The following is a 15,589-nucleotide window of genomic DNA, read 5'->3' as shown; positions in this document are numbered from 1 at the left end:
TGACTGACGTTTACATCTCTGAACGCTGGTCACGCTAGGGCAGCCGCCAATCCCGGTCAAGACGCGTAAACACACACTTGACGCCGCGTCGGACACCTCCTTAGCGTGCGCACGACCCTGAACGCCGTCCACGGATGCGGATCCGGTCCCGCCCCCAGACTTGAGGAGAACGCCATGCCCGCTCCCCGCACCCTCCTGCTCACCGGCGCCGCGGGCGGACTCGGCACCCACCTGCGGAAGCTGCTCCCCTCCTACGGGTACCGCCTGCGGCTGTTCGACGTCATGCCCGTCGAGGAGGTGCGGGACACCGAGGAGGTCGTCACCGCGGACCTGGCCGACCGGGCGGCGCTGCGCGAGGCGGTGCGCGGCGTGGACGCCGTCCTCCACCTCGCGGGCATCTCCCTGGAGTCGTCCTTCGAGAAGATCCTGCGCGCCAACATCGAGGGCACCTACCACCTCTACGAGGCGGTCCGCGAGGAGGGCGTGGGGCGCGTCGTCCTCGCCTCCAGCAACCACGCCGTGGGCTACACCCCGGCCCCGGGACCGGGTGGGCCGCTGATCCCGGTGGACACCCCGCGCCGTCCCGACACCTTCTACGGCCTCTCCAAGGCGTTCGACGAGGACCTGGCGCAGCTCTACTGGGACCGGCACGGCCTGGAGACGGTGTCGGTCCGCATCGGGTCCTGCTTCCCCGAGCCCACGACGGTGCGGATGCTGTCGATCTGGATGAGCCCGGCCGACGCCGCGCGGCTCTTCCACGCGGCGCTGACCGCCGAGGACGTCGGCCACACCGTCGTCTACGGGAGCTCCGCCAACACCCGGCTGTGGTGGGACCTCTCCTCGGCGCGGGCACTCGGGTACGAGCCGCAGGACGACTCCGAGCCGTTCGCGGCGAAGCTCATCGCCGAGCAGGGCGAGCTGGACCGCTCCAAGCCCGAACAGGCGCTGCTCGGCGGGCACTTCACCACCGACCCGCCGATCTGGCCGCACTGACCGGCGCCGCAGCCACCCGGCGCGGCCGTCCGGCGCCGCGCCCCCGGCACGGCCGACCGGCGCGCCGCACCACCGGCACGGCCGACCGGCGCCGCCCGCGCCGCACGACACGGCCCGCGCGACACGCGCCGCACGCCACCCGCGCCCCACGCCACCGGCACCGCACGCCGCCCGCGTCGCACGACCGCGCCCCACGCAGCCGGCGCCGCACGACACCCGCGCCGCACGCCGTCCGCGCCGCAGCGTCTCACCCTGTCCGCGGCGCCCCCGTCGAGTCGCGGACGACGAGTTCGGCGGCGATCTCGGCCACCCTCCCGGGCGGCGGCTTCTCCGTGCCCAGCGCCAGCCGCCCCGCTCGCGCGCCCGCCGCCTGCAGCGGCAGCCGCACCGTCGTCAGGGCGGGCACGGCGTCCGCGCTGAACGGCAGGTCGTCGAAGCCGGCCACCGAGACGTCCTGCGGGATGCGCAGTCCCGCCTCGCGCAGGGCGGCGCAGACGCCGAGGGCCACCGTGTCGTTGGCCGCCACCACCGCCGTCAGGCCGGGCTCGCGCCGCAGCAGTTCCCGCGCGCCCTCGTACCCGCTCCGCCGGTCGTACGGGCCGTGCACGGTGAGCCCCCCACCGGCCCGGTCGCCGCCGAGGCCCGCGGCGGCCAGCGCCTCGCGGTGCCCTTCCAGCCGGTGGCGGGTGGTGGTGCGCTCGGCCGGACCGGCGACGTGGCCGATGCTCCGGTGACCCAGCTCCAGCAGGTGCGAGGTGAGGGCCCGGCCGCCGCCCCGGTTGTCGAAGGGGAGCGCGGCGAGTACGGCGTCCGGGTGCGCGGTCAGCGGCGGCCGGCCGCACAGCACGACCCGCGTCCCCGCCTCCGCGAGCCGCGCCAGTTTCGCCGCGACCGCCGCCGCGTGGGCCGGGTCGTCGACGGTGTCGCCGGTGAGCACGACGGCCGCTGCGCGCTGACGCTGCAGGAGGGTCAGGTAGGTCAGTTCGCGGTCCGGGGCGCCACCGGTGTTGCAGACGACGGCGAGTTTCTCGCCGCCCGCCCGGCCGGTTCCGTCGCCGTCCTGGCATCCCATCTCGGCCTGGACGGCCGAGGCCATGATGCCGAAGAAGGGGTCGGCGATGTCGTTGACGAGGATGCCGACCAGGTCCGAGGTGGAGGCCGCCAGCGCGCTCGCCGGGCCGTTGAGCACGTAGTCCAGCTCGTCCACGGCGCGCAGCACGCGTTCCCTGGTCGCGGCGGCCACGGGGTAGTTGCCGTTGAGTACGCGGGAGACCGTGGCGGGCGAGACCTTGGCGCGGTTCGCCACGTCCGACAGGGTCACTGACATGGGGCCCTCCAGGCGCCGGCGGGTCGTGGTGGACGACGGGGAGCGGGCCGGTGCGCCGCCCCGCCCGGCTCCGGGGCGATCGTCCCATCCCGGCCGCCCCCGGCGCGGCGCGGGACGACCAATCCGAGCCAGGAAGTCCCGGAACTCTGTACGCGGGTGCGCGCGGTCGCTAGCGTATCGCCGTAGAAAGCGCTTTCTACGGCGCGCTTTCCGTGGTGCCGTCACCGGCTCCACTCGTTCCACCGGCCCGGTACGGGGCGCCCGGCGCGGACGCCCGACGCGGGGCGTCCGGCACAGGGCGGTCGGTCCGCCCCGGTGACCCGGCCCTCGGCCCCCCGGGCCCGGTGCACCGGCCACCCGGGCCCGGGTCCGGCGGGCCTGCGTCCACCTGGGGCCCCGTTCCTCGGGGCTCTTGGCCCGTCGGGTACCGGCACCCGGGGCCTCGGCGCCCCGCTGCCCCGGTGCCGTGGACCGCCCGCCCCACCACACGGAGGAGAGCACATGACACGCAGAACGGTGCGCATCGCGATGAACGGCGTCACCGGGCGGATGGGATACCGCCAGCACCTGGTCCGCTCGATCCTCGCCCTGCGCGAGCAGGGCGGCCTCGCCCTCGGCGACGGCACGGTGCTGTGGCCCGAGCCCGTCCTGGTCGGCCGCCGGGAGCACGCGCTGCGGGAGATCGCCGACCGGCACGGCCTGACCGAGTGGTCCACCGACCTCGACGCCGTCCTCGCCGACGACACCGTGGACGTCTACTTCGACGCGCAGATCACCTCCGCCCGCGTCGACGCCGTCCGCCGGGCCGTCGCCGCCGGCAAGCACCTGTACGTGGAGAAGCCCACCGCCACCTCGCTCGACGGAGCCCTGGAACTGGCCCGGCTGGCGCGCGACGCCGGCATCAAGCACGGCGTCGTCCAGGACAAGATCTTCCTGCCGGGCCTGCTCAAGCTGAAGCGACTGGTCGACGGCGGCTTCTTCGGCGAGATCCTGTCGGTGCGCGGGGAGTTCGGCTACTGGGTCTTCGAGGGTGACTGGCAGCAGGCGCAGCGCCCGAGCTGGAACTATCGGGCCGAGGACGGCGGCGGGATCGTCTCCGACATGTTCCCGCACTGGGAGTACGTGCTGCACGAGCTGTTCGGCCGGGTCACCTCCGTGCAGGCGCTCGCCACCACGCACCTCCCGCGCCGCTGGGACGAGGGCGGCAAGCCCTATCCGGCGACCGCCGACGACGCCGCGTACGGCGTCTTCCAGCTGGAGGGCGGCGCCGTCGCCCAGATCAACTCCTCCTGGGCGGTGCGGGTCCACCGCGACGAGCTGGTCGAGTTCCAGGTCGACGGCACGCACGGCTCCGCCGTCGCGGGGCTGCGCGGCTGCCGCGTCCAGCACCGCTCCGCCACGCCCAAGCCGGTGTGGAACCCGGACCTGCCGGTCACCGAGTCCTTCCGCGACCAGTGGCAGGAGGTGCCGGACAACCTGCCGCCGGGGGGCGGGTTCGAGAACGGCTTCAAGGCCCAGTGGGAGCTGTTCCTGCGCCACGTGGTCCTCGACGAGCCGTACACGTGGGACCTGCTGGCGGGCGCCCGCGGCGTGCAGCTCGCCGAACTCGGCCTGCGTTCCTCGGCCGAGGGCCGCCGCCTCGACGTTCCGGAGCTGACCCTGTGACGATCACGCTGCCCCGCCCGGACGGCGGGACCTCCCCCTACACGCCCCGCACGGCGCCCGCGGACCTCACGGCCGACGGCACGCCGCTGCTCTCCCGCACGGTCCTCGCCGCGGCCCACGTGGTCGCCGACCCGTACGCCGACGCCACTCCGGACGGCCCGGCCGCGGTCGACTGGGACGCCACCCTCGCCTTCCGCCGTCACCTGTGGGCGCACGGTCTGGGGGTCGCCGAGGCCATGGACACCGCCCAGCGCGGCATGGGCCTGGACTGGGCGGGCGCCCGGGAACTGATCCGCCGCAGCGCCGCCGAGGCGCGGGCCGTCGGCGGGCACGTCGCCTGCGGCGTGGGCACCGACCAGCTCACCGCGCCCGGCGCGTCGCCGCACCTCGGCCTCGCCGACGTACGGGCCGCCTACGAGGAGCAGCTGGCCGTCGTCGAGGACGCGGGGGCGCAGGCGGTCCTCATGGCGTCGCGGGCGCTGGCCGCCGTCGCCAAGGGCCCGGACGACTACCTGGAGGTGTACGAGGCGCTGTTGCGGCAGGCGTCGGAACCGGTGGTGCTGCACTGGCTCGGCCCGATGTTCGACCCGGCGCTGGAGGGCTACTGGTCCGGCGGCGACGGCCTGGACGCGGCCACCGAGGCGTTCCTGCAGGTCGTCGCCGCCCACCCGGACAAGGTGGACGGCGTCAAGGTGTCGCTGCTGGACGCCGGCCGGGAGGTCGCGCTGCGGCGGCGGCTGCCCGACGGGGTGCGCTGCTACACCGGTGACGACTTCCACTACCCGGAGCTGATCGCGGGCGACGAACGGGGCTTCAGCCACGCGCTGCTCGGCGTCTTCGACCCGCTGGCGCCGCTGGCCGCGCGGGCGGTGCGGATCCTGGACACCGGTGACACGGCGGGCTTCCGGGCCGTCCTCGACCCGACGGTGGAGCTGGCCCGGCACCTGTTCGCCGCGCCCACCCGCTTCTACAAGACGGGCGTGGTGTTCCTGGCCTGGCTCGCGGGTCACCAGGACCACTTCACGATGGTCGGTGGACTGCAGTCGGCCCGCTCCCTCCCGCACCTGGCGCGCGCGTACGAACTCGCCGACCGGCTGGGCCTGTTCCCGGACCCTGCGCTCGCCGAGACCCGCATGCGGAACCTCCTCGCGGTGTACGGGGCGGACCGGTGACCGCCCCCGGAACGAACACGGACGCCGTGCTGTCCCGGTTCAGCCTCAACCAGGAGACCGTCAAGCAGTGGTCCCTGCCCGAACTGGCGGAGGGCTGCCGGAAGGCGGGGGTGACGCGGGTCGGCCTGTGGCGCGCCCCCGTCCAGGAGTACGGCGTGGAGCGGGCGGCGCGCCTGGTGCGGGAGGCGGGCCTGACCGTCACCAGCCTGTGCCGCGGCGGCTTCCTCACCGCGACCGACCCGGGTGCGCGTGCCGCCGCCCTGGACGACAACCGGGCGGCGATCGACGAGGCGGCGGCCCTGGGCACGTCCACCCTGGTGCTGGTCTCGGGCGGGCTGCCCGCCGGGGACCGCGACCTGCGCGGGGCGCGTGAGCGCGTCGCGGAGGCGCTGGGCGAACTGGCCCCGTACGCCCGCGAACGCGGGGTGCGCCTCGCGGTCGAGCCGCTGCACCCGATGTTCGCCTCCGACCGCTGCGTGGTGTCCACCCTGGGGCAGGCCCTGGACATCGCCGAGCGCTTCCCCGTCGAGGAGGTGGGCGTGGTCGTCGACACGTACCACCTCTGGTGGGACGACACGGTGGCCGAAGGGATCCGCCGGGCGGGAGCGGCCGGCCCGGACGGCGGCCGGATAGCGGCCTTCCAGGTCGCCGACTGGGTGACCCCGCTGCCCGCCGGCGTGCTGCTCGGACGCGGTCAACTCGGCGACGGGAGCGTGGACATGCGGGCCCTGCGCGAACTGGTGGACGCCGCCGGCCACACCGGGCCGATCGAGGTGGAGATCTTCAACGAGGACCTGTGGGCCCGGGACGGCGCCGAGGTGCTCGCCGAGGTGGTGGAGCGGTACGCGGCCCACGTGCTCTGACGGTCGCGCACACCGATCACCGCGCGACCGCGCGCGTCACGGATGCGGCGCCCGGCCGGTTCGAAACATTCGCGTCAATTCCCGCCGGCCGGCGCCGCACACCACCACCCATCCTCACGCCACCCGGCAGGTACATCCCGAACAACGCCATGACCAGCAACTATGCGAGACGGACAGTCAGTTCGGCGAACCGAAGCTTTCGAAACCCACGTCGAAAGCGTTGACAATCCTGGCGCGCGGCGGTTCACACTGTCAATGGTCCGGCGCGGCGCACCCGCTCTCAGTGCCCCCGCCGGGCCACTCCTCCGCACCGGGCCATCGGTTCCGGCTGCCCTCCACCACGGAGAAAGGGACAACCCCCATGCGTCTCGCACGTGTTCCCGCAAGGAGTGGTGCGCCACGGCGTTCCACGTCGCGCCTCCGCTCCGCGGCAGGCTCGCTCGCCGCGATCGCCCTGGCCGCGGCGGCCACCACCACGCTCGCCGCCGGGCCCTCCCAGGCCGCCCCCGAGCGGGCCGCCGCGGCCGCCTGCAACGGCTACGTCGGACTCACCTTCGACGACGGCCCCTCCAGCCAGACGCCCGCGCTCCTCAACGCCCTGAAGCAGAACGGCCTGCGGGCCACCATGTTCAACCAGGGCAACTACGCCGCGTCCTACAGCTCCCAGGTCCGCGCCCAGGTCGACGCCGGCATGTGGGTGGGCAACCACAGCTGGGACCACCCGCACATGACGCAGCTCTCCCAGTCGTCCATGGACTCGCAGATCTCGCGGACCCAGCAGGCCATCGCCAGCGCCGGCGGCGGCACCCCGAAGCTGTTCCGGCCGCCCTACGGCGAGACCAACGCGACCCTCAAGTCGGTGGAGGCCAAGTACGGCCTGACCGAGGTCATGTGGGACGTCGACTCGCAGGACTGGAACAACGCCAGCACGGACGCCATCGTCCAGGCTGCCGGCCGGCTGACCAACGGCCAGATCATCCTGATGCACGACTGGCCGGCCAACACCCTGGCCGCGATCCCGCGGATCGCGCAGACCCTCTCGAGCAAGGGCCTGTGCGCCGGCATGATCTCCCCGTCGACGGGCCGCGCCGTGGCTCCCGACGGGTCGGGCGGCGGCACGACTCCGCCTCCCGGCGGCGGCACCACGCCGCCCCCGAGCGGCAGCTGCACGGCGACCCTCTCGGCCGGCGCCTCGTGGAGCGACCGGTACAACCTCAACGTCGCGGTGTCCGGCTCCAGCACGTGGAAGGTGACCGTGCGGGTCCCGTCCCCGCAGCGGGTCGCCACGACCTGGAACGTCAACGCCACCTACCCCGACTCCCAGACGCTGGTGGCCACGCCCAACGGCAGCGGCAACAACTGGGGCATGACGATCATGAAGAACGGCAGCAGCACCTGGCCGACGGTCTCCTGCAGCACGAGCTGACGGCTCCGCTCTCCCGCCGGGCTCCCGGCCCGGGCGGCGCGGTGGCCGGAGCCACCGCGCCGCCCGGGCCGTGCGAGGGACCGCCGGCCGGCTCCTGGTCCCGCGTCAGGACGGGCGCTTCAGGACCATTGCCGCTTCAGAACCGTCACCGCTTCCGGACCGTCACCGCTTCAGGTGCCGGTCGAAGAAGCGGCAGCCGTCCTCCAGCTCGAACCACGGGGTGCCGGTGTGGCCCCCGAGGTTCGCGTGCAGCGTCTTCTCCTCGCTGCCGAAGGCGTCGAACAGGTCCAGCGCCCCTTGCCGGGAATTGCCCTCGTCGTCCCACTGCAGCAGGAACAGCAGCGGGACGGTGACCTGCCGGGCCTCCTCACGCTGGGCGCGGGGCACGTATCCCCCGGCGAAGAAGCCGGCGGCCGCGATGCGCGGCTCGGTCACCGCCAGCCGGATGCCGAGGGCGGCCCACCCGCCGGAGTAGCCGACGGGGCCGCTGATGCCCGGCAGGCCGAGAAGGGCGTCGAGCGCGGTCCGCCAGTCGGGGGCCGCGTTCTCGACCATCGGACCGATGAAGGACTCGAAGATCTCGTCGACCGGCTCGCCGGCCCGCATCGCCCGCCGCAGCTCGGCGCGGGCCTGTTCCTGGGCGGCGGTACGGGGGCGGTCACCGCACCCGGCGGCGTCGATGCTCGCCACCGCGTAGCCGCGCGCCGCCGTGTACCGGGCCCGGGCCACCAGCCGGGCGTCCGCCTTGGGCAGGCCGTTGTTGTGGGCCATCAGGACCAGCGGGACGGCGGCGGAGCCGGACGCGGGACCGGGTGTCCACAGGGTGCCGGGGATCTCACCGAGGGTGAACTCACGCTCGAGGACGCCGTCGTCGAGGTGCTGTTCGGAGGTGAAGTGCACGGTCGTGCCTTTCGGGAGTGCTCGTGGAACGGCGCTCCCGGACGACCTGTCGCCCGGCCGTGACCCCGGAGGGGAGCACCCATGTCGATACTGCGTTCACGGGTACCACCTCCTCGTTCTCTCGCACGGCCTCCGCGAGGGTAGCAACCGCCCACCGTGGCGCGCCAACACGTTTTCCCGCCCTCCCCCTCCCCCTCTCGCCGCGAAGAAGATCACCCGTGAACTGGCGTACGAGGACGTGCAGTTGAGAGGATGTCCGAGCCCGTCGCCGACTCGAACGGCGGCGGGCCCAGTCACGCCGACAGGAGGGGACATTCCATGGACGACATCTTCGGGGACTTCGTCGAGGAGATCGTGGAGGAGACGGCCGAGGAGATCGCCGAGGAAGCGGTCGAAGGAGTGATCGACGGCCTCTTCGGCTGACGATCCGCCGGGGGCGGCCGACGGCACGGACCGTCGGCCGCGCCCCGTCGCCGTGCGGTCCCGTCAGTAGCGGATCTCGACCGCTCGCGGTCCCTCCGCGTCGCGCTCCGGGGTCTCCGGCAGCCGCCGCGCCGTCCCGAGCGCGATCCGGTGCGCCGACCAGGCCGCCGCGGCGGCGTCGAGCACGTCGTCGGCGGGGACGCGGTCCGCCTCCCCGAGCTCGTCGGGGAGCACCAGGCCGGCCGCGGACAGCAGGGCGCGCCGCAGGTTCTGGCCACCCCACGTCTTCTTCGTGGACGACAGTGGCACCCCGCCGGCCAGCGCGCGGAAGGACAGCTCGGGGTGCACCTCGTGCAGCCGCTCGTCCCGCAGCCAGCACGCCCGCGCCTCCAGCAGCTTCGGCTTCAGCGCCCACGCCTGCTGGGTGAGCCGGTTGCCGGTGAGCTCCTGGCACCGGTCGGCGGCCGCGGTGTGGTGCTGCTCCTGCCAGGCCGCCCTCGGCGCGGCGAGGAACAGACTGTTGCGCCGCGCCCCGAGCAGCGCCCTGGCCGCGAGGTCCGCGGCCCGCCAGCCCTCCTCGACCAGGCCCAACGGCATGTCCACCGCGACGGCGGCCACCTCGCCCGCGCGCTCGACCAGCCGCTCCAGACGGAGGTCGACCAGGCTGCCCGCGTACGCGCCGTCCGTGAGCGTGATGCCCACCCATCCCTGCTTGCCGCAGGCGTCGACCCCGAGGACGTCCACCGTCTCTCCCCTCGCCACCGGACCGTGCCGCAACGTAGCAGCCCTGCCCCGGTCGGGCGTGCGGCGGGCTGCGGCGGCCCCATGTCACATCCGGGCGGCCTGCCCGGTCCTCCCTGGTGAAGGAACCTTCCCGACCCGGAGGCGATCACCATGGCCCGCATCTCGCTCGACCCGCCGCGCACCCTGCTGTACCGGATCGGCGCGTGGTACTCCCGGCGCGCCTACGGCGAGGTCCTCGACCCCCTCAGGGCGCTCGCCCACCACCGCCGGGTGATGCTGACCGACATGCGTCTCGAGCTGTCGCTCGCCAGGTGGGACGCGCTCGACCCGCGGCTCAAGCTCCTCGCCGTGATGACCTCCTCCCACCTGATCGGCTGTTCCTGGTGCACCGACTTCGGCCACTGGGAGGCGCGCGCCGTGGGGGTGCCGAGCGCGAAGCTGCACGCCGTGCCGTCCTGGCGCGAGCACCGCGAGGCGTTCACCGAGGTGGAGCAGGACGTCCTGGAGTACGCCGAGGCGATGTCGGCGACTCCCCCGGCGGTCACCGACGAGCTGGCGGCCCGGCTGCTCCGGCGGCTCGGCGAGCCGGCGTTCGTGGAGCTCACCGCGATGGTCGCGGTGGAGAACCTGCGCTCCCGGATGAACAGCGCCTTCGGCCTCACCGGTCAGGGCTTCTCGGACCGGTGCGCGGTAGCGTCACGCGCGTGACGGCGTTGGAGACCTTCCAGGAACACCGGCCGACGCTGTTCGGCATCGCCTACCGGATGCTGGGCAGCGTCGCCGACGCCGAGGACGTCCTGCAGGACGCCTGGCTGAGGTGGAGCGGCGTCGACGTCGGCGCGGTCGGGCAGCCGCGCGCCTACCTGTGCCGGACCGTCACCAACCTGTGCATCAGCCGCGCCCGGTCGGCCGCCGCCCGGCGGGAGTCGTACGTGGGCCCCTGGCTGCCCGAACCGCTGGTGACCGGGCCGGACGCCGGAGGCGGGATCGAGCGGGCGGAGGCGGTCTCGCTGGCGATGCTGGTGGTGCTGGAGACGCTGTCGCCCCTGGAGCGGGCGGTCTTCGTCCTCAAGGAGGTGTTCGGCTTCGGGTACCGCGAGATCGCCGGGATGCTGGAGCGCAGCGAGGCCTCGGTGCGCCAGGTCGGCAGCCGGGCACGCGGCCACGTGCAGGCCCGCCGGCCGCGCTACGACGCGCCCGCCGAGCTGCGGCGGAAGGTCACCGACGAGTTCCTGGCCGCCTGCCTCGGCGGGGACGTCAACCGGGTGATGGCCATGCTGGCCCCCGACGTGACGGCGTGGACCGACGGCGGCGGAAAGGTCCGGGCCGCGCTGCGTCCGCTGCACGGCGCTGACAAGGTCGCCCGCTGGCTGACGAGGGTGACGGCCAGGCCCCTCCCGGACCCCGGCGTGCACCGGGTGCTGGTCAACGGCAGCCCTGCGCTGCTCATCAGCTCGGGGGCCCGTCCGGACTCCGTCGCCTGCTGCGAGCTCGCCGAGGACGGCGCCGTCAGCGCGATCCGACTGATCCGCAACCCGGACAAACTCGCACACGTCAGGCTCCCGGGCCGTACCTGACCCTGCGTCCGGACGCTCACCAGGGGCGGACCATATGTGACCTGCATCACGTTACCAGCGGTATCTGAAACAGTGCGTCGCAGGTAAATTGCGAGTACCGCAGACGCGAGCCGCAGAGCCACGTGCCCGATCCTCCGCCGACGCCCCCAGTGGCGTACGCCCCTTCCCGTCCCTGTCCCCCCAGGGCTCACGAGCGAGAGCGAGGCCCCCCTCGATGGAACAGCAGCACGTCGACGTCCTGGTCGTCGGCGCCGGTATATCCGGCATCAGCGCCGCACACCACGTCCTGCGTGACAACCCCGACAGCTCGCTCGTCGTGCTGGAGCGCCGTGCCCGTGTGGGCGGGACGTGGGACCTCTTCCGGTACCCCGGGATCCGCTCGGACTCCGACATGCCCACCTTCGGCTTCGGCTTCCGCCCGTGGCGCGACGCGCGCATCCTGGCCGACGGCGCACGGATCCGGCAGTACGTCGAGGAGGCCGCCACGGACGCGGGCATCCTGGACCGCGTCCGGTTCGGCCGCCGCGCGGTCAGCGCCGACTTCTCGCACGCCACCGGACGTTGGAGCGTGGAGGTGGAGGACGAGAGCACCGGCGCACGCGAGTCGTACAGCGCCGGCTACCTCGTCGGCGCGACCGGCTACTACGACTACGACGAGCCGTACCGCCCCGAGTTCCCCGGTGAGGCCGACTACCGGGGCGCTCTCGTGCACCCCCAGCAGTGGCCGGAGGACCTCGACCACAGCGGCAAGCACGTGGTCGTCATCGGCTCCGGCGCCACCGCCATCACCCTGCTGCCCGCGATGGCCGACGCCGCCGCGAGCGTCACGATGCTGCAGCGCTCGCCCACCTACGTCCTGACGCTCCCCGAGGTCGACCCGCTGACCTCGGTGCTGCAGAAGCTGCGTGCTCCCGACCGGCTGACGTACAAGCTTGTCCGGACCCGTAACATCGCTCTGCAACGCGGGAGTTACGCCTTCTGCCGCAAGTTCCCCCGCCTGGCCCGCAAGGCGCTGCTCGCTCTCGTGCGGGCCCAGGCCGGCAAGGGCGTCGACATGCGTCACTTCAGCCCCACGTACAAGCCCTGGGACCAGCGGCTGTGCGTCGTGCCCGGCGGCGACCTGTTCAAGGTGCTCAGGAGCGGCAAGGCGTCCGTCGTCACCGACCACGTCGACAGGTTCACCGCCGACGGAATCCGTCTGAGGTCGGGCGAGGAACTCCGGGCCGACATCGTCGTCACCGCGACGGGGCTGAGCGTCCGCCTGATGGGCGGCATGGACGTGACCGTCGACGGCCGCCCGGTGGACGTCAGGAACCGCGTCCTCTACAAGGCCGTCATGCTCGAGGGGGTGCCCAACATGTCCTTGGTCATCGGCTACACCAACGCCTCCTGGACGCTGAAGGCGGACCTCGCGGCCGGCTGGACCGCCCGCCTGCTGGCGCACATGCGCCGCCACGGACACGACATCGCCACCCCGGTGGCCTCCGACGGCGACCGTTCGCAGTTCTCCGTCATGGGTGAGGCGCTGACCTCCGGCTACATCACCCGTGCCGACGCGGTCATGCCGCGCCAGGGCACCCGTGCCCCGTGGCGGCTGTGGAACAACTACTACCGCGACCGCGCGATGCTCCGGGACGCCCCGATCGACGACGCCGCCCTGCGCTTCGAGACGGCGGCCGTCCGGGAAACGGCCCGCGCCGCCTGACCCCGTCCGGTACCGCCACCTCCGCACCTCCGCACCTCCGCACCTCCGCACCTCCGCACCGACGATCCGCGCACCCCCACCCGCCCCGGCTCCGGGGCGGCCCGGCCGACAACCGAGGACGAAGATGACCGCGAACCTGACCAGGAAGGCCTACGACGAGCGCCTGCGGACCTTGTCCGAGGGCTCCGTCAACGTCAACTTCAACCCCTTCACCGACATCGACTGGGACGACCCCGAGTTCGCCGTGGACACCAGCGACCCCCGCTGGGTGCTGACCTCCGCGGACGCCCTGGGCGCCCACCCCTGGTACCGGGAGCAGCCGCTCGAGACCCGGATCCGCATCGGGATCTGGCGCTGGGCGGTCATCGCCAAGGTCGGGATGCAGTTCGAGAACCTGCTCATGCGCGGCGCGCTGGACTACGTCTTCCAACTCGGCAACAAGAACGAGGAGTTCCGGTATCTCACCCACGAGATCACCGAAGAGACCCACCACACCCAGATGTTCCAGGAGCTGGTCAACCGCACCGGCGTGGACACCGCGGGCGGAAAGCGCTGGTTCCGCCAGGTCAGCCGGATCCTGCCGCTGTTCGGCTCCCTCTACCCCGAGGCGTTCTTCACCGGCATCCTGGCCGGCGAGGAGCCCATCGACCACCTGCAGAAGGGCGCCCTGCGCAGCGGGGAGCCGGTGCACCCCCTCCCGCGGCGGATCATGCAGATCCACATCGCCGAGGAGGCCCGGCACATCTCCTTCGCCCACGAGTTCCTGCGCCTGCGCGTCCCGCGTTTCGGCAGGGCCCGTCGCGGCGCGCTGTCCGTCCTCTTCCCGCTGATCATGCGCGTCCTGTGCGACGTCATCATGATCCCCGACAAGAAGTCCGCCGCGCTGGCCGGCATCCCGGACTGGGTGATCAAGGACGTCTTCTGGAAGTCCGAGGCCGGCCGGAAGATGCTGCGCGAGCTCTTCTCCGATGTGCGGATGCTCGCCGAGGAACTGGGCCTGATGAACAAGGTCTCCCGCCCGCTGTGGCGCGCCCTGCGCATCGACGGCCGCCCGGCCCGTTTCCGCGGCGAGCCCGCCCCGCTCATCGACTAGGACCCTCGCGGGGCGCCGATCCCGCACCGCCTTTGTCTGCACGCCCGAACGGAGACCAGCCCGCCGTGCCGTACGTCGTCACCCGATCCTGCTGCGCCGACGCCTCGTGCGTGCTGGCCTGCCCGGTCAACTGCATACACCCCGCACCGGGCGAGCCCGGCTTCGCGACCGCCGAGATGCTGTACGTCGATCCGCGCACCTGCGTGGACTGCGGCGCCTGCACGACCGCCTGCCCGGTGGACGCGCTCAAGCCGCACACCGCGCTGGGCGCCGGGGAGTTGCCGTTCATCGAACTGAACGCCTCCTACTACCGGGAGAATCCGCACGCCGACCGCGCGCCGATGTACGTCGTTCCCCGGCAGCGGACGCTGCCGGCCGGTGAGTTGTCCGTGGCCGTCGTCGGCGCGGGCCCCGCCGGCCTGTTCGCCGCCGACGAGCTGCTGCGCCACCCGGGGGTCCGCGTCACCGTCCACGACCGGCTGCCCACCCCGTACGGTCTCGCGCGGGCCGGTGTGGCGCCCGACCACCAGGACACCAAGCAGGTCACCGAGCTCTTCCGGACCATCGAGTCCCAGCCCGGCTTCGGCTACCGGCTCGGCGTCGAGGTCGGCGTCGACGTCACGCACGAGGACCTGCTGCGCACGCACCACGCGGTGATCTACGCGGTCGGCGCCGCGACCGACAAGCGCCTGGGCATCGAGGGCGAGGACCTGCCCGGCAGCGTCTCCGCCACGGACTTCGTCGCCTGGTACAACGGCCACCCCGACCGCGCGCGGGACGACCACCGTCTGGACACCGAACGCGCGGTCGTCGTCGGCAACGGCAACGTCGCCCTCGACGTCGCACGCGTCCTCACCGCCGACCCCGGGTCCCTGGCCCGCACCGACATCTCCGACCGGGCGCTCGCCGCGCTGCGCGACAGCGGCATCCGCGAGGTCGTCGTCCTCGGCCGGCGCGGGCCCGCCCAGGCCGCGTTCACCGTTCCCGAGCTCCTCGCGCTGTCCGCCCTCGAGGACGTCGACGTGAGCGTCGAGGGCTGGCCCGACGGTCTGGCGCCCGACGCCGACGAGAAGACCCGTCTGCTGTCCGAACTGGCCGCGCGCACACCGGTCGGAGGCCGCCGCCGCATCGTGCTGCGCTTCCTGGCGGGTCCGGTGCGGATCACCGGCGAGGACAGGGTACGGGCCCTGGAGATCACCCCGACCACTCTGCACACCGAAGCAGACGGCGCCGTCAGGGCCCGGTCCACCGGGCGGACCGAGACCCTGGAGACCGGACTGGTGCTGCGCGCCGTCGGCTACCGCGCCCGGCCCGTCCCCGGCCTGCCGTTCGACGAGGACAGCGCGACCGTCCCGCACCGGGCGGGCCGGGTCCGGCCCGGGGTCTACGTCGCGGGCTGGATCAAGCGCGGTCCGACCGGTTTCATCGGCACGAACAAGACCTGCGCCCACGAGACGGTCGAGTCCCTCCTCGACGACTTCGCCGAGGGCCTCCTCACCCCGCCGGTGCCGGGAGCACCGGCGCCGGACGCCCTGGACCTCGCGGCCTGGCGGGCGATCGACCGCGCGGAGCGGGCGGAGGGCCGGGCCCAGGGCCGGCCCCGCGTCAAGTTCACCGACCGGGAGTCCCTGCGCCGCGCGGCCACGGGCATACCGGCCGTGGCCGGCTGACCGCGCGCGTCCGGGGAACGCCCGTTCCCGC

The 15,589-nt window shown here is 73.5% G+C and carries 13 protein-coding genes; 10 read left to right on the top strand and 3 right to left on the bottom strand.

Annotated elements, in window-relative coordinates:
- Positions 1–174 precede the first annotated feature (174 nt).
- Positions 175–993: an NAD-dependent epimerase/dehydratase family protein gene (locus Sfr03f_RS04545; RefSeq protein ID WP_108952383.1), complete on the top strand. Its 819-nt coding sequence runs from the start codon at positions 175–177 to the stop codon at positions 991–993.
- A 247-nt stretch (positions 994–1,240) separates the two neighbouring features.
- Here the strand turns inward: Sfr03f_RS04545 and Sfr03f_RS04540 are convergent, their stop codons facing one another.
- Positions 1,241–2,320 (bottom strand): LacI family DNA-binding transcriptional regulator, encoded by a 1,080-nt coding sequence (locus Sfr03f_RS04540; protein ID WP_108952382.1) that lies wholly within the window; start codon positions 2,318–2,320, stop codon positions 1,241–1,243.
- 501 nt (positions 2,321–2,821) lie between these two features.
- Between Sfr03f_RS04540 and Sfr03f_RS04535 the strand changes: the two genes are divergently transcribed.
- The 4 genes from Sfr03f_RS04535 (at position 2,822) to Sfr03f_RS04520 (ending at position 7,446) form a co-directional block, all read left to right on the top strand.
- Entirely contained in the window at positions 2,822–3,985 is a 1,164-nt protein-coding gene (locus Sfr03f_RS04535; RefSeq protein WP_108952381.1) for a Gfo/Idh/MocA family protein, read from the top strand.
- The gene (locus tag Sfr03f_RS04530; RefSeq protein ID WP_108952380.1) at positions 3,982–5,157 is read left to right on the top strand and encodes a dihydrodipicolinate synthase family protein; all 1,176 of its coding nucleotides are present in this window, start codon (positions 3,982–3,984) and stop codon (positions 5,155–5,157) included. The genes Sfr03f_RS04535 and Sfr03f_RS04530 overlap by 4 nt, the downstream gene beginning before the upstream one ends.
- Positions 5,154–6,020, top strand: a complete 867-nt coding sequence (locus tag Sfr03f_RS04525) for a sugar phosphate isomerase/epimerase family protein (protein WP_108952379.1) — start codon at positions 5,154–5,156, stop codon at positions 6,018–6,020. The genes Sfr03f_RS04530 and Sfr03f_RS04525 overlap by 4 nt, the downstream gene beginning before the upstream one ends.
- 361 nt (positions 6,021–6,381) lie before the next feature.
- Positions 6,382–7,446 carry a polysaccharide deacetylase family protein gene (locus Sfr03f_RS04520; protein WP_108952378.1) on the top strand — a complete coding sequence of 355 codons (1,065 nt, stop codon included), beginning with the start codon at positions 6,382–6,384 and terminating at the stop codon, positions 7,444–7,446.
- 162 nt (positions 7,447–7,608) lie between these two features.
- Here the strand turns inward: Sfr03f_RS04520 and Sfr03f_RS04515 are convergent, their stop codons facing one another.
- Positions 7,609–8,346 carry a dienelactone hydrolase family protein gene (locus tag Sfr03f_RS04515; protein ID WP_108952377.1) on the bottom strand — a complete coding sequence of 246 codons (738 nt, stop codon included), beginning with the start codon at positions 8,344–8,346 and terminating at the stop codon, positions 7,609–7,611.
- Between the two features lie 486 nt (positions 8,347–8,832).
- Positions 8,833–9,513, bottom strand: a complete 681-nt coding sequence (locus Sfr03f_RS04505) for a DUF429 domain-containing protein (RefSeq protein ID WP_108952375.1) — start codon at positions 9,511–9,513, stop codon at positions 8,833–8,835.
- Between the two features lie 150 nt (positions 9,514–9,663).
- Between Sfr03f_RS04505 and Sfr03f_RS04500 the strand changes: the two genes are divergently transcribed.
- From Sfr03f_RS04500 to Sfr03f_RS04480, 5 genes are all read left to right on the top strand, one after another.
- The gene (locus tag Sfr03f_RS04500) at positions 9,664–10,221 is read left to right on the top strand and encodes a carboxymuconolactone decarboxylase family protein (RefSeq protein ID WP_108952374.1); all 558 of its coding nucleotides are present in this window, start codon (positions 9,664–9,666) and stop codon (positions 10,219–10,221) included.
- Positions 10,218–11,090: an RNA polymerase sigma-70 factor gene (locus Sfr03f_RS04495; protein ID WP_108952373.1), complete on the top strand. Its 873-nt coding sequence runs from the start codon at positions 10,218–10,220 to the stop codon at positions 11,088–11,090. Before Sfr03f_RS04500 ends, Sfr03f_RS04495 begins: the two co-directional genes overlap by 4 nt.
- Before the next feature lie 214 nt (positions 11,091–11,304).
- Positions 11,305–12,795, top strand: coding sequence for a flavin-containing monooxygenase (locus tag Sfr03f_RS04490; protein WP_108952372.1), 1,491 nt, complete (start codon positions 11,305–11,307; stop codon positions 12,793–12,795).
- Positions 12,796–12,919: 124 nt separating this feature from the next.
- On the top strand, positions 12,920–13,888 hold the full coding sequence (locus tag Sfr03f_RS04485) for an AurF N-oxygenase family protein (RefSeq protein WP_108952371.1): 969 nt from the start codon (positions 12,920–12,922) through the stop codon (positions 13,886–13,888).
- Positions 13,889–13,953: 65 nt separating this feature from the next.
- Positions 13,954–15,558: an FAD-dependent oxidoreductase gene (locus Sfr03f_RS04480; protein ID WP_108952370.1), complete on the top strand. Its 1,605-nt coding sequence runs from the start codon at positions 13,954–13,956 to the stop codon at positions 15,556–15,558.
- Positions 15,559–15,589: the final 31 nt, after the last annotated feature.

Source organism: Streptomyces fragilis, assembly GCF_003112515.1.
Lineage (GTDB): Bacteria > Actinomycetota > Actinomycetes > Streptomycetales > Streptomycetaceae > Streptomyces > Streptomyces fragilis.
The sequence above is the reverse complement of the archived record's forward strand: the minus strand, read 5'-3'. Positions and strand labels throughout refer to the sequence as shown.